This window comes from Rhodopirellula europaea 6C (assembly GCF_000338295.1).
Lineage (GTDB): Bacteria > Planctomycetota > Planctomycetia > Pirellulales > Pirellulaceae > Rhodopirellula > Rhodopirellula europaea.
Window position 1 is genome coordinate 29,557 of sequence record NZ_ANMO01000113.1, and the last position, 15,123, is coordinate 44,679.

Consider the following 15,123-nt stretch of genomic DNA (forward strand, 5'->3'; position numbering starts at 1 on the left):
TCACGGTTTTTGAAGGGTGACCGACTCGGACAAGTCGTAGCTGCCGAATCCCCAACCGCCCATCAAAGCGTTGTCGGCGAAGGAGGCACGAACTTCGACCGTGAACCATTCACCCGAATCGAGGGTCGTTGGATCCATTGGATCCAACACCACAACAACACTGTTCAATCGTTGGTCGGCACTCAGCGTTTCGCATTGCCATTCGACGTTTTCGGCCTTGGCATCCGGCAACACACCGACACGAGCACCTTCGTAGGCGACCATCTTCATCTTTTGCTGCAACCGGATCATTGTGCACGCTTCGACGGTGCCCATCATGACCACCAACAACAACGGCAAACCCACGGCAAGTTCCGTGACTGCGATTCCGCTGCGACGTGGTGATTTATTTCGAGTGACCATGGAATTGGTTCCCCGCGTAGGAAAGTTACTGATGCCCGCTACTTGAGCGAACAAATGCATCCTACGTCACAAAAAGACACCGCTTCGCCTGCATTCACGCGGAAGCAGCGTTTATCACCTCTCAACCCATCGGTTGGTCAATCAATCCAAACGACTCTGAGGATTACACCAGTCTCAACGGCTGAATCGATCGCGTGGTCTCGTCGGTGCCGACAAACCTCGATGCCCATCGCCCGGTCATCCAACGACGAACCGCGTGCAGAAAGTTCCGCTAAGGAACCGTTCGGAATCAAGTTCGGCTGTAGCGGAGCGGCGCAAGCCGCCCGGCGTGTCACCGGCGGGTTCGCGCCCTTCCGCTACCTTTTGAATCCCGAAGTTGTTTCCGAATGGTTCCTAAGCAGCGGTGTGTACAAGAGAAGCAATCTGCATCAGACAAGCTACCAAAGCGAGTAGAAACGTCAGCGATCAGAATTTATAGAGCAGCAAAGCTGAGTAATAAAAATCGTTCTTGAGAGCACCCTGTGGTGTGCTGTCATAACGATCCGTCACCGACAATCGCAGTGAGAAGTTGTCCGAATCGCTGAGCAACGTTTCCCAAGCCAGATCAGTCACCAAACGAAAATCGTTGAAATTATCGAAGGCGGGGAAGAAGTCCAGCTTGCCCTTTAGCTTCTGACGTGAGGTCAATTGATGATCCGCCTCAATCCCAAACACTGCTTCCGGAATCCAAGAATCATCCGGCGATCCAATTTCCTTTGACGCACCAGCACCGAATCGAGTGACAAAGTTTGTCTTTTCGTTGCGGATCCAGTAGTACCCAATACCACCGTTGAGGTTCAGACGCAGATCAAAGGCCTTGAACTGGTCAAATTCCATCCCGAACTTTCCGAAGAGCGACCAATTTGAATCGTTGATCAACCGGTCGTAATCCAGGTTAAAACGACCGTTCTCTTCCGTTGTCACATTGTTCGCACTGGCTTGCCGATAATCGAAATCCAATGCCAAGGTGTACTTGTCTGTTTTGCGTTTCATTTCCAAGCCGGTTTGAAGTGCCAGCGTGTCGGAGTTTCCGGAACTGCCATCCAGACCAAACTCGGCATGGTTCGTCCAACCATTTGTCATCCAAACCCATGGTCGCTGATACCAACTGACGACCTCTTCCTCGAGCGGTGGCGACTCGACAACCTGGCCAGCTGAAACAACATCGGAATAGCTGGCCGATTCAATCGCACTGTCGGGTAGAGGGGCATCAAGGATCGGCGTTTCCAGCTGCACCGGCGACAAACCAAAATCGTCGTTCCATCCCGAAGGCAGCTCATTCAGATTGAGAGACGAACCGTCCCCCGGTGCATCGGCTGGCAATCCCATCGAATCAACCGCAGTGGGTTTTGGTACCGAAGGGATGGGGGAAGTTTCGGCGGGCGGCTTCGGAAGATCATATCCCGAGCCATTGAATGTTGATTGTCCCGATTGCCAACTCGGAACCGTCTGAGCTCGCACACCAGTCGACAGCATCAGCCAACCGGCCAACGCGAGAACGATGGGTTGAATGGAATGAGTTTGATTCATGGTTCTCTTCTTTGGAACAAGTTCATCCAAAGGAAGCCCACGTGTTCGCTGCCGTTTGAAACAAGATTTCCTGGACAGCGCGTTTGGCGTTCGGTCTGGTCGATGAAGTTGCGGCGCTCAAAGCACCTACTGAACAAATCTTCTCAGCTGCGTGTACAAAAGCGGAGAGCCCCTCGAAAGAGGAATTTTATCAACGCAGCTTTTTCTTCAGAGGCGGAGCGGCGATCTTCTCAGCCGGCTGTGCCTTTTTTGATGTCGGTTCTGGCGACACTTCTTGAACGACTTCCGATCCCGTGGTACTCGCAGCCGCGTGGTCCTTCGCAAGCATTTCAGTCGCCATAACGCTGGGCAAAGGTTCCCCCGGCAACAAGCCGCCCCCAATCATGTCTTGGTTCTCATCAGTCAGAACTGGAAACCCGCCGTCGAATCGCGTCTCGGCGGTGTAGTCAACTGGTGGACGACTAAAAACTTTTGGCGGTGAGCCGGTTGATCGACGACCAAATCGCACCAGCTTGCTCCCCGCCAGTCTCGTTTCGTCACGAATCGAGCCACCTTGGAATGGTCCAACACCCATCACCCAAGTATCTCGGGCGGTCGATCGAGATTGGCTGATGCCGGATTGCCAAACAGCTTCGCGGGTCTCTCGGTCGTAGGCGAACGCGGCCACTTTGGCCGCACCCTCTCGCGCGTCGCGGCGAGCCACCGCGATCTCGGGAATCTGAGGAACGCTGGGTGCCCCCGGAAACAAAGACACCGTCGAATTGATCGCGCTGTTCTCTGGCACACCAAGCGTAACCCGGTGATCGTCGTATCCCAACGTCCCAATCCGGGCTTCAATGATGATATCTGCGTCCGCGGCGGAATCCTGCAGATAGCAACCAGCCGCCATGACTTGTTGACGCAGCGAACTGGTGACGTAGTCCGCGTTCACGAACGTGGCGGCTTTCACCGACCGGAGGTAGCTCGTGTCGAGATAAACTTTTTCACCGGATAGCGGCCGAAAGTCGATCGTCGAAACACTGCGGTCAACGGCGTCGGACAACAACAGCTGCTCCGTCGCTTGATGTTCTTTGGTCGTCCCACATCCCGAGAACATCGCCAGCATCAATCCGAGGCCAAACAGCATTTTCATCGAATGAGTACCCAGCATTCGACGAAGTTCAATCGCGTTGATTTCTTCGGAAGTTTGCAACAAGGGCTTCTGGCACCTTTTCCGGGCGCAGCAGCGATCGGTATGCAGGGTCGCAAATCGAATGGGCAGCCGATTCCGAAACATCGGACGAGCGATCTGGGTGTGACAGGGCGGGTTGTCTGGGTGGGCGGTTTCGACATGAAACCGGTCGAGAATCGCCTCAACGTGCTGAGGGTTATCAAACAAGCACCACCAAACGCAACGGACGTTCTGTCTTGCGACGAGCAATCCACTCGAACCAATGAGCATGTGAAACACTTCGAAACAAGAAAGTAAACCACCAACACGCCCGGCGTCCCGAGCGACGGCGAAGTCGCCTTCTTCAGCCAAAGGTGCGAAAACGAGAGAAAGATACAACGCGTTGTTCCGAATGTTCCGAAAAATGAAGAACGAATCCTGTAAGCGGACCTCGCCCCGAACGATCCGCCCGAACGAAACAGGCTTCAGATTCCGAATGAGGTGTTCCCTGCGACGCCGTCGATCGGAAGCACTGCCCCACCAGCGTCCCCGAGGATTGCCCTGCTATGCCCACGATCGAATCCGCAATCGCCGATCCGATGTACTTCGTGGTGCTGGGCCTGGCCGCCGGATACGCTTGCTTGGGATGCATCGTTCTCTATGGGGTTCTGTCCAGCAAAGGCAAAGCTCGCGAAGAACGTCTGCGAGAACTGCGAGCAGCAAGAGACGCCAAGCGGCTATCGAGTCGCAACCGATTCGCTGGCGACGACGTCCGCAAAGCACACGCGGACACCGAAGAAATTCGACTGCTTCGTTCCGAATTGGCCAAGTTCATCAAGGTCTCCGCCTCGATCACGAACGATTCCCAAAACTTGCATTTGGAAGTCGCCGCGTTGCGAATGCGTGTCGAAACGCTCGAGAACGATCTAGCCGAGCATCTGGAAGTCCACAACCAACTCGACTCGATCAACCCAAACGTCAACCAAGCCTCAGAGCCATCAGCCAAAAACGACTCACCTCCGCTCAATTCCAACACGGCAGCGAAATCAACCAACGCTTCTTCGATGCCAACCACCATCGCACTGATTCACCCCACACCAACGGAATCGCACGGCGAAACTCGCGATGAGAATGGAATTCCGATCCGGCAGCACGAAGAACTCGGACTGCTATATATGTCGCGTCCAAAATCGCCCGACGATCTGACTCAAATCTGGGGCATCGGATCAAATCGGCAAACCGATTTGCAAGAACACGGAATTTTCTACCATCATCAAATTGCAGCATGGACGCCCGAGCAAATCGGCCATTTTGACAATTGGATGAATCTGGGCGGACGCATCCATCGCGAATTGTGGGTCCCGCAAGCGATCCGCCTCACACGCCAAAACGCCGGTAAAAAGGCGTCAAAGAAGAAGCAGAAGCGTCGCCAACGGCGCGCCGCGTGACCCTCGCCGCCCCGGTGAGAATGCTCCTTTGATACTCCGCCGGGCACACTCGACTGACCACAAAATGATTTTTTGGTCTTGTCGCAGTTTCACGAAATCGGCCTTTCCACAAATTTGCCGATTCGACTAAAGTCTCCGCGTGTTCACCCATTCCAGTGGTGAACAAAGGAAACCGGCAAAGGTTCCCGCAAGTGGGCAGGATGGCCCTCTTTTCTTTGCCAAGGACCTTGGACCCTCACAGGGCGTGATCACGCGCAGCCACGGAAGGAGCGTTTTGCGATGTTGTTGGATCGAATCGAAATCGACAATCATGGCCCGTTAAACCGGGTGGAACTTGGACCGCTGTCTCATCACTTGAATGTGGTGCTCGGCCCGATCGGATCCGGCAAAACCGCGATCAGCCGCTTCATTCGCGATTCGCTCGTTTCGCGACAATACCCCAACGGAATGCTCAGCGGCTCGACCGGACGAGTTGTCTGGGTCGACAACAATGGCTGGGTTCACTGCCGCCGCGAAGCCGACGGCACTTCCAACGGACGCCGCACCGTGGAATTCGAACCACGCAGCGAAACGACCGCCGCTTGGGAAGGCTATCACGACGGATGGTTCGGCAACCAAGACGATGTTGTCTCGACCAAGAGCAACACAACCATGGCCGCACGTGCTCTCCGCAGCGTGCAAATGCCTGAGTCAATTGTCGATGGCGTGATGGTCGACACGACTGTCACCAGCGTTTCTCGGGTTGTTGCAGCTTGCATCCAATCGGGACTTGACCGCGAAGGATTGGCCACGCTGCCGTACGAATCCGAAACGGCACGCTACACGCACAATCACCACGCATACAGCAACTCGGTTCAGTCGGGCGAATCCGTTCATTCGTTCACCGAATCCGACGATCGCCGCCGCCGTGCTCTGCGTTCGGAATTGGCCGACGTTGAAGCTCAACTGGCCGCTTTGCCAAGCCAAGACCTGGAAGCATCAGATTGGTACGGCAGCACATGGGACGAAAACGCCCAGTGGAACGAAGCCAACTTGCGTGCCGAGCAAATCCAACGCGAACTTGCCGACATTCAGCGTCAACGGGGTGAATGCGTGCGACTACGTGAATCCCTGACCGCTCGTCGCAGCGTGATCCTGGCCCATCGTTCTCGTGCCGCTCGCTACGAGAGCGTTCATGCGGAGCGTCATCGCCAACACACCCAACGCTTGCAGGAACTGCACACGCAAGCCGACTCGCTGCGAGCCCGTGCGGCCGGTTTGAAACGCTGGATCGCGGACCTCGACGCAAAAGCCTATTCGTTCCCGGGTTCCGCCGCTTCCGCGACTCGACCCTACGCCTATGGAACGGATCCTTTGGCATACGGAACGACTCATCACGATCACTACACCGGCAACGGTTACCTGACGACCGACCTGCGATACGCAGCGAAGTTGTCGGCAACTGAATTGCGAGACCAACTGCGTCTGGCCGATTCGGAAATCATCCAACTTCGTCGCACGTTGGCCGAAATCCGTGGCCTTCGCGATTCGATCGCCAACGCTCGCCAACATGCTTATTCTGTCAATGTCGATGGAATCAGCAACCGCCGCTACGATCATTTCATCAACGCGATTGACCACTACTCGGTCGATCACGCTTGGGACGATTTCTATCGCGACGCGTATCGTCCGCTGCACCAGATCGATGACATCGACCTGCGAATCAACTCCGCGACCCAGCAAATCGATTGGTTGCTAAATCGAATTGAACGAGAAACCGCCACTACCGCAGGCTCGGTCGATCCGGTCACCTTCGAACCTCTGCGTGGTGCTTGGAATCGTCAAAGCTCACTCGCATCGACTCTTCGTCAGATCCGTACCGAACTTCGCCGTTCGCCGTACGTCGTCGGCGATCACGTCGACAACGTGACGCGTCAACTCGCTGACACGTTGGATCAACTGCTTCGCGATCGAGCTCGAATCGTCGAAGAGCTTGCCGCATCTCGAAGCGAACTGCATGACTTTGTGACCATCACGGGTCACCACCCCGATTGGATGGCCGAACGCGGCGCTCGCTTGAGTGAACTGCATCAGACCGAAACGCAACTGCGAAGTGTGCTGGACGAATCCGCCCGCGTCCGTCGCAGCCTTCGATCACTGCCCATCGTCAATGTCGACTACCCAATCGGCATGCCTGAAGCGGCTTTTGACTTGGCAGCCGTCGACGATCGATTGCGTCAAATCGACCGAGAACTCCAGGCTCTCGCGACCCGTCAGCACGATTTGGAACTAACTCCCGTTCCACGTCCGGTTCGGCCCGCCGCTCGCCCAGTCGTCCGAAACACGCGTCGCACTGAATTGCTTCGTCGTCGAGACGAGCTGATCACTGAACTGAATCGATACCGTCCCGCCACACGTGCCGAATCGTCGCTGGTTGAACTTTCCAGTCGTTGGTTGGTTCGATTGTCCGGCGGACGTCATCGCCGAGTGACTTGGACCACTTCGGCCGTCAATGTGGATCCTCACACATTGCAACGAAGTGAAGCCGAGCAACGCTTCACGAACACTCGATCGATCGCTGCGGGACGCCAAATCCACGTGCGAATTGACGACCAAGACGAAATGAGCCTGCCCGGTGTGACACGAGCCATCGCCGCGATGGCTGTTCGCATGGCAGCCGGCGAATTGATGGATCGCACCGGACGCTCGGTTCCGTTGATCCTCGAAACGCATCGTGAATTGTTCACCGCGGTGGATGGTCGAACTGACATGCACGGTCTGAACGATGCATTCCGTCCTTGGACCGCTGAAGGCGTGACGGGCGATGCAATCGCATCCGCCCTGTCCGACTACGCTTCACCCGGCCGCCAAATCGTGCTGCTGACCAGCCACGAGCCACTCGCATCGTCGCTTTCCCGCAGCGGTGCACGGACCTTCCGTTTGCACGCTTCGCGAATCGTCCACGCGCACCAACCTGTTTGGCGGAACGATCGTCGCCACGATCGCTACGTCGGCCCGCACGGATTGGACAACCAAACCGAACTCGGAACCGGCGAACGCTCACGATGGTTCAACGGAGCGTCCGCGGACGTCAACCATGAGTTCGAAGCCGCCTACCGCGAAACCGCTGGGCTGGACGAAGACCAATGGGTTGGCGGTCCAACCGCGATCCACGGATCAGCAGCAAGCCACGTGCAACACGCGGTTTACCCGGCTGCTTCGGCTCACGCCAACACGAACCGAGCCGCCAACAACGGTTTCGTGCCCAGCCATCCCGCATCCGCCACTGATCACGCTCCTTCGGGAACCGCTTATCGTGACGGGTACTACTACGCCGACCAAACCACTTCCACAATTCCCGCCGCCACCCATGCGACGACCGAACATGGAGTTCTCGCAAATGGCCAAGCAACGGAATCGGAAGTCGAAGAGACACCGTTCTTTTTGACCGTTGACAGCCCGATTGATTCGGCACCTTCGATCGATGGTGTCGCCGCGGCACGTCTTCGCCGAATCGGCATCTCGCACATCACTCACTTGATGAGCCAAGACAGCAACCGATTGGCCGACACGCTGGGATTGGCTGGCGTCGACGCTCGCACGATTCGCCGATGGCAGTCAGAATGCCGTTTGATGTGCCGAGTCCCACAACTGCGTGGCTTTGACGCTCGCGTTTTGGTTGGCTGTGGCGTCACCGATCCGGCTCAATTAGCAGCGATTCACCCCAGCGATTTGCTGGACCAAGTCAAAACGTTCTTGGCAACCGAACGCGGCCAGCGAATTTTGCTCAGCGGGTCAAGCTACGAACTATCTCGCATCACCAGCTGGATTGCATCAGCCAACCAAACCGCTCAAGTCCGAACTCGCACCCGCACCGTCAACGGTCGAACCCTGAACGGTCGCTCGCGAAGCACTCGTTCGCTCAATGGCAACTCCGTCAACGGACGCCACGTGATCGATCATGACTTGGATCTGCGTGACGATTACGACGACGATGCATTTGACCAAGAACGCTACGAAGTCGAAGCAGCTCGTCGCGGCCGCCAACTGGCCAACGAAATGCAGTCGCTTCGTGAAAGCAAACGCGGCGGAGGCGAACGAACTGGCTCACGTACTCTGCGAAGTCGCAGCAGCGAAAGCGGACGATCGAGCCGCACCCGCTCGTCGTCTCGCAGTTCGTCCAGCAGCCGCACTCGAAATGGATCATCGTCCGCAAACGGCTCGGGTAACGCAAACGGTTCCGGCAGCGGCAATGGTTCAGGATCCGGAAACGGATCAGGCAGCGGCCGAGCCAACCGCTCGCAAGGCGTCGTCTCGATGCGAGATCACGAATCCAGCCGCGGCCAACGAAGCTCGCGTACCGAGCGTGACTCACGCGGAGAACGTGAACCTCGTGCCGAACGCGAACCTCGTGCCGAACGTGAATCGCGAAGCAACCGCTACGAGCGATCCGAACGGGAAGAACGCTCAAGCGATCGAGATTCCAGCAAAACCACCGAGCTGCGTTTCTACCTGGAACGAGCCAGCGACGTGGTTGACGCTCCCTCGATCGGCCCCCGAATGGCCGAGCGTTTGAATGAAATTGGCATCTACACCGTCGATGACTTGCTGAAGTCGAACCCCGAAAAGGTTGCCGAGCAGCTCAACCATCGCCGAGTGGAAGCGGAAACCGTGTTGGCGTGGCAACAACAAACCACTTTGGTTTGCCGCGTCCCGATGATGCGAGGCCATGACGCTCAGTTTTTGGTTGCCGCCGGAGTCACATCCGCCGAGGAGTTGGCCGAGCAGAACCCAGTGACTCTGTTTGGCGAAGTCGACGCGATCTCACATTCGCGTGAAGGCAAGCGAATCGCCCGCGGCGGCAAGCTTCCTGATCTGGAAGAAGTCACCGAATGGGTGACCTACGCCGCCCAACACCGATCGTTGCAAGCCGCCTAAACCGGCCCCGATTGATTCTGGCCCCCGTTTTCGGACTCGATTTCGGGGGCCTGTCGCAGAAAGTTGTCGATTGTGACAGGACATCGGCCAACCGCTGGACTTACGACTTGCCAGCAAATCGAACTGTCGATAACCTGTTCGACTTGACCATCCGAATTCCCCCTCGATTTTGACACATTTCGCCATGACCATGGATCGCAGCCTCAAGGTGCAAGCCGGGGCCATTAAGAGTCGCAACGTCCTGACGCGTGCTGAACGTGTCGAGCGTATGAAGGATCTCGACAAATTCAACGAAGAGTCGAGCATCATTGGCATGCCGAAGACGCGTGTACTCAAAGTCTCGCTGAAGAAGAAAAAGAAGGTCAAAAAGGCCGACGACGCCGACGACAAGAAAAAGAAGTAGTCGCGGCTGGAGCGTTTGGCTCCTTCCCAGCAAATACAATAAAAGGCGATTCACCAAGCGGTGCGTCGCCTTTTTTGCGTTGTGATCGGACGTGCGAAGCGGGGTCGTCCTGAGTCTGACGTCGGTGCTGCGAACGAGCATTTTGTGCGGATATGCCCAGTTCGCCCGCATTTCATCGCGGCACGCCCAAATGGCCGACTCTTTTTTGAGCGGATGGGCTTGATGTGGGGCATTTGTTGTCAAATCACCCTCCCGAGCGGTTCGAAAGCTAGCTAGCATGGTCCGCAAACAGCCGCCCCATTCGGGAGTCTCGCTTCCGATCGGGCCATGAATTCCAATTCACCCTGGTTTTGACGATGTCGACTTCCGAAGCACCCGCACCACCTGAATCCGCGAAACGCGACAAGCTGGTTTGCGACGAGTCCAATGACTACGGTTCGGGAGCCGTCCCGACAGAAGCGATGGCCGTTGGCGAATCCGGTATCGACCCTCAACGCCTTCCTCGCCCCGAAGAAACCCAGCCACTTCGGATCATGTGGCAATACGTGATCGTTCTGTCACTGGTCCACTTAGTCGCATTGGCAGCATTCGTTCCAGCTTGGTTTTCCTACCTGTTCACTTGGTCGGGCTTGATCGCCGGAATCGCCGGCCACTTCATCTTCGGCATGTTCGGAATCACGATCGGTTACCACCGGTTGCTCACCCACCGCGGATTCAAATGTCCCAAATGGATGGAGCACACACTCGCGATTTTGGGCATGTGCAATCTGCAGGACAGCCCCGCACGCTGGGTCGCGATTCACCGAATGCACCACCAACACAGCGACCACCAACCAGATCCACACTCGCCGCTGGTCAACTTTCTGTGGGGTCACATGGGATGGGTCGTTTGCCGGCACAAGGATCTGGATAAAACCAGCCATTACGAACGCTATGTTCGCGATTTGCTGCGAGATCGCTTCTACCTGAAACTGGAACGCAAAGACGGCTGGTTCTTCGTTTTCCTGATCCACGGGATCATCATTTCGTTGATCGGCGGAATCGTTGGCTATGCCGTCAGCGGTGGCGACTGGGCGGTTGCCTATCGCTATCTGTTGTCATGGACCGTTTGGGCGGTCGCCATGCGAACCGTTTTTGTTCTGCACGGGACTTGGTCGGTCAACTCACTTAGCCACGTGTTCGGCTATCGCAATTACGACACTCGCGATCACAGCACCAACAATTGGCTGGTGGCGTTGATCAGTCACGGTGAAGGCTGGCACAACAATCATCACGCAACCCCTCGATCGGCTCGCCACGGACACAAGTGGTACGAGTTCGATATGTCCTGGGGAATCATTCGCGTTTGGGAGATGATGGGACTGATCACCGACGTCCAACGCCCCACCAAAGCCAGCGTCGCCGGGAAGTAGCCGGACGTTTGGAGGGCTGGCTGGAGCAAGTCGCAGTATTCAATTGCGCTCGTCTCGGTGGAGACCACCGAACTGCAGGTTGTCTTGCCGTAGGCCATGTCTCACATGGCACCCCAGCCGATGCTTTGGAACAAAGCGAGGCGTATTACCAAACATTCGCCATTGGCAGGTAAAAACGCCTCCATCGCTTGAGTTGCGCTCGTCTCGGTGGAGACCACCGAGCTACAGGTTGGTTGGATCGTGGTTCGCAATGGTGTGGCCGGATTCGCCAAGAATTCGGTCCCCGAGCAACAAACCTTTCAGCTGACGTTCATCAGCCACTGCCATTCGGTCCACTGGACTTGCTGGCATTCCTCGACGTCCTCCCCAGTTCGCACGGCGTTTGCGACTCGATCGACGAACTCATCCGCATCAGGATGCAGTTCCGGGTACATGCCCGACAAATCGCTCAGGATCGAATGCAGGCCGACTCGGTGGAACCAATACTTTGCGTTGGCAAAGTCGCCTTCGCGGCGATGCATGATCCCGTGCCAAAAACTTCCCTCGGACGAGCTTTCGTTTTGGCTGATTGTGTGCGACCGATCCAAATCCCCGGCCAGCAACCACAAACCGCTTCGCTGGAGCGGCGTGAACGATTTCGCCGAATCACTGTTCAGCAAACCTACCAATTCGCGGTTGGCCGGACCTTCGCCCAACCCTGGCATTTCCGCGGCCTGGATGGCCTGGATCCACGGTTGAGCCACGGAAGCGTCCAAATCGGTCAACCAGGACGGCAAGTCGCTCGAATTCGATGCGGCAGAAGACGTGCAATCGTCAAAGTTAGGCATAGTCTCGAAGGTTGTCGGTGGATTGTGCTGGGACAGAACGTGGGAAGGCTACCGAGTGGCCCTCCCGATTGCTAGACTGCGGGACGCCTTTGGCGCGATTGCCATTTCACTCTTTCTCAGATCCCCCCTGACTGTCCATGAGCAGCGGCGAACCATCCACCGACGCAACGGCCGAAACCCCAACTTCGGACGCCCCCGCCCCGGAAGCCTCGGCGGAGGCCACTCAGGCCTCGCAAGAATCGGCTCCGGCTGAATCGGCGTCGTCTGCCCCCGCGGAGCAGGCCAAACCGAGCAGCCCCAAGCCGGCCGGGCCGAAGAAAAACAAGGCTCCTCTGCCACGAATCGGCGGCGGTCCTCTGGCGGCTCGCGGGCAAGGAATCGCGAAACCGGTTTCTCCCGCAGCGGTTTCGACGGAGCAACTCGAAGGCGGCAAGGTCAAACACAAACCGAAACGCGGCGGCAAACAAGGCGAGGGCAAATCGGGCGGCAAAGATGCCCCGTTGCCTCGTTTGGCTGGCGAGAAACCTCGCGAAAAAGGCGACAAGCCCTACGTTCCGCAACAAAAGAAAACCGCGGTTCCCAACGTCCGCGATCAATTGAGCGAAGATCTGCAGGCGGAACTCGAAGCCACTTTGGCGGAAGCCGACTTGGACACAATCCTCGGCGGAAACGCTGGCTTGCCTGATCGCCGCGAACCGCTTGGCGAAGGTGCTCGCGTTCACGCTCAAGTGATCAAGATCCACCAAGACAACGTGTTCGTCAGCTTGGGTGGCCCCGATGAGGGCACCGTTCCTTTCGAACAGTTCACCGAAGAAGAGCCCACGCCAGGCCAAGCGATCGAAGTCATCGTTCGCGGGATTAATTCCGAGGACGGACTCTTCTCGTGCAGCTTGCCCGGCAAGGCGACCGAAGTTTCGGACTGGGACGACATCGACGAAGGCAGTGTTGTCGAAGCCACCATCACCGGCCACAACAACGGCGGCCTGGAATGCAAAGTCGGCAGCGTTCGCGGCTTCATGCCAATCAGCCAAATCTCGGAATACCGAGTCGAAGACTGCAGCGAATTCGTCGACCAGAAAATGATCTGCTTAGTCACCGAAGCCAACGCGCGCCGTGGCAACCTAGTTCTTTCGCGCCGTGCAATTCTGGAGCGGGAACGCGAAGTCAAACGTCAAGAACAACTCGAAAAGATCGAACCAGGCGACATTCTCGAAGGCGTCGTCCGAAGCGTTCGCGACTTTGGTGCATTCGTCGATGTCGGTGGACTCGATGGTTTGATCCACGTCAGCAAACTCAGCTGGGAACGGATCAAGCATCCAAGCGAAGTGATCGAGGAAGGCCAGAACGTCAAGGTTCGCGTCGACAAGATCGACAAGCAAACCGGCAAGATGTCACTGACCTATCGCGATTTGCTCGAGAACCCATGGGACTCGGCCGAGTCGATGTTTGCAGTTGGCTCAGTCCACAAGGGCGAAGTCACTCGCACCGCCGAGTTTGGTGCTTTCGTTCGATTGACCGCCGGTGTGGAAGGCCTCTGCCACATCAGTGAATTGGCGACGCACCGCGTGTCACGTGTCAGCTCGGTGGTCAACGTTGGCGACGAAGTCGACGTGAAGATCATGAGCTTCGATCGTGATTCACAAAAGGTCGGGTTGTCGATCAAAGCCGCTCATGCCAAACCGGCTGCGGAAGGCGAGAAGCAGGTCGAAGAAGAAGTCGAACCACCACGCGAATTGGCGGTCAAGGCTTCCCACTCCGGTCCTCTCAAGGGCGGCAACGACCGTCCGAGTGGCGGCGAGAAATTCGGCCTCCGCTGGTAAGCATCTTCCGGGCGACGTTCGAAGGGAGTCCGTCTCTTCGAACGACAAAACCCAGCAAGATTTCGCTGCATGGCATTCAGCATGACGTGCAGATTGGGTACGACCTTCTCCGCAAGGACTCCGTGTGCGTTTTTTGTTTCTCGGCGATGTCGTAGGCAAACCCGGCTATTCCGGCGTGCTTGCGCGGACCGCAGAACTACGCAAGCAACATCGACTCGATGCCGTGGTCATCAACGCGGAAAACGCGGCCGATGGCGCGGGCCTGATGCCTCGCCAGTACCGACGTTTGATCGAAGCTGGTGTGGACGTGATGACGATGGGCGATCACTTGTATCGCCGAAAAGAAATCATTCCGATCCTGCAATCGAGCCAGCGGATTGTCCGCCCGGCCAACTACCCGGAAAGCTCCTCCGGCCGAACCTGGACGGTGGTGCAAACTCCCGGTGGCAAACTGGGTGTGATCTCGTTGCTAGGCCGAGTCTTCATGCGACCGGTCGACTGCCCGTTTGCAGCGGTCGACGCTGCCCTCAACGAAATGGCCGTCGAAAATCCTCGCTGTATCTTGGTCGATGTGCACGCTGAAGCGACCAGCGACAAACAGGTGCTCGGCCGTTATTTGGACGGCCGAGTCACCGCGGTGTTGGGCACACACACGCATGTCCCAACGGCGGACAGTTGCGTTCTTCCTGGCGGCACCGCGTTTCAGTGCGACGTTGGAATGAGTGGACCGTACGACAGTATCATCGGTCGCGACATCAAACGCGTGACCAACGCCACGATTAGCTTTGAACCGTCGCACTTCCACGTAGCAACACGAGACGTCCGGTTGTGCGGCGCGATCATCGAAGCCGATGCCGACGGCAAAGCGATCTCGATTGAACGCTTCGAAGACCGAATCGAAACACGTTGAATGTATCATGGTGGTCCCCCACCGTGAGTCGCGAAAGCCATTTCGCTTTCGTCTCGGTGGAAAATCACGGAGCTACAGTTTGTCGTAGGCCATGTCTCACATGGCACCCGAGCCGATGCTTTGGAACAAAGCAAGGCATCCCCCCCTCCACCACAATGAAACTAGCATCAGCCCCCAAAGCCCAACGCACCAAACACCGCCTGCCACAACAACGCCCAATCTTAGAAATCAACGCTTGCGTCAATCTCGTCCGATCACTCAGCGT

General features: G+C 56.9%; 10 protein-coding genes. 6 read left to right on the top strand and 4 right to left on the bottom strand.

The genetic code is table 11. The features are described from left to right. The 3 genes from RE6C_RS11000 to RE6C_RS11015 form a co-directional block, all read right to left on the bottom strand. Nucleotides 1–402: a TadE family protein gene (locus RE6C_RS11000; protein ID WP_008656599.1), complete on the bottom strand. Its 402-nt coding sequence runs from the start codon at nucleotides 400–402 to the stop codon at nucleotides 1–3. Nucleotides 403–867: 465 nt separating this feature from the next. Beyond that, on the bottom strand, nucleotides 868–1,971 hold the full coding sequence (locus tag RE6C_RS11010; protein ID WP_008656601.1) for a DUF481 domain-containing protein: 1,104 nt from the start codon (nucleotides 1,969–1,971) through the stop codon (nucleotides 868–870). A gap of 190 nt (nucleotides 1,972–2,161) precedes the next feature. After that, a complete protein-coding gene (locus RE6C_RS11015) occupies nucleotides 2,162–3,163 on the bottom strand; it encodes a DUF6655 family protein (RefSeq protein WP_039961805.1) in 1,002 nt (333 codons plus the stop codon). Between the two features lie 524 nt (nucleotides 3,164–3,687). On the opposite strand from RE6C_RS11015, the gene RE6C_RS11020 reads away from it, so the two are divergent. The 4 genes from RE6C_RS11020 (at nucleotide 3,688) to RE6C_RS11035 (ending at nucleotide 11,301) form a co-directional block, all read left to right on the top strand. Beyond that, nucleotides 3,688–4,569 (top strand): helix-hairpin-helix domain-containing protein, encoded by an 882-nt coding sequence (locus tag RE6C_RS11020; protein ID WP_008656603.1) that lies wholly within the window; start codon nucleotides 3,688–3,690, stop codon nucleotides 4,567–4,569. 279 nt (nucleotides 4,570–4,848) lie between these two features. Continuing rightward, on the top strand, nucleotides 4,849–9,486 hold the full coding sequence (locus RE6C_RS11025) for a DUF4332 domain-containing protein (protein ID WP_008656605.1): 4,638 nt from the start codon (nucleotides 4,849–4,851) through the stop codon (nucleotides 9,484–9,486). 184 nt (nucleotides 9,487–9,670) lie between these two features. Next, the gene (locus tag RE6C_RS11030) at nucleotides 9,671–9,889 is read left to right on the top strand and encodes a small basic protein (protein ID WP_085980236.1); all 219 of its coding nucleotides are present in this window, start codon (nucleotides 9,671–9,673) and stop codon (nucleotides 9,887–9,889) included. Between the two features lie 356 nt (nucleotides 9,890–10,245). Continuing rightward, nucleotides 10,246–11,301: an acyl-CoA desaturase gene (locus tag RE6C_RS11035; protein ID WP_008656611.1), complete on the top strand. Its 1,056-nt coding sequence runs from the start codon at nucleotides 10,246–10,248 to the stop codon at nucleotides 11,299–11,301. A 299-nt stretch (nucleotides 11,302–11,600) separates the two neighbouring features. Here RE6C_RS11035 and RE6C_RS11045 read toward each other — a convergent pair whose 3' ends face one another. Beyond that, nucleotides 11,601–12,128 carry a hypothetical protein gene (locus RE6C_RS11045; protein ID WP_008656612.1) on the bottom strand — a complete coding sequence of 176 codons (528 nt, stop codon included), beginning with the start codon at nucleotides 12,126–12,128 and terminating at the stop codon, nucleotides 11,601–11,603. 137 nt (nucleotides 12,129–12,265) lie between these two features. Here RE6C_RS11045 and RE6C_RS11050 point away from each other — a divergent pair, with 137 nt between their 5' ends. Then, a complete protein-coding gene (locus tag RE6C_RS11050; RefSeq protein ID WP_008656614.1) occupies nucleotides 12,266–13,948 on the top strand; it encodes a 30S ribosomal protein S1 in 1,683 nt (560 codons plus the stop codon). 124 nt (nucleotides 13,949–14,072) lie between these two features. After that, nucleotides 14,073–14,858: a TIGR00282 family metallophosphoesterase gene (locus tag RE6C_RS11055; protein WP_008656616.1), complete on the top strand. Its 786-nt coding sequence runs from the start codon at nucleotides 14,073–14,075 to the stop codon at nucleotides 14,856–14,858. Nucleotides 14,859–15,123 lie beyond the last annotated feature (265 nt).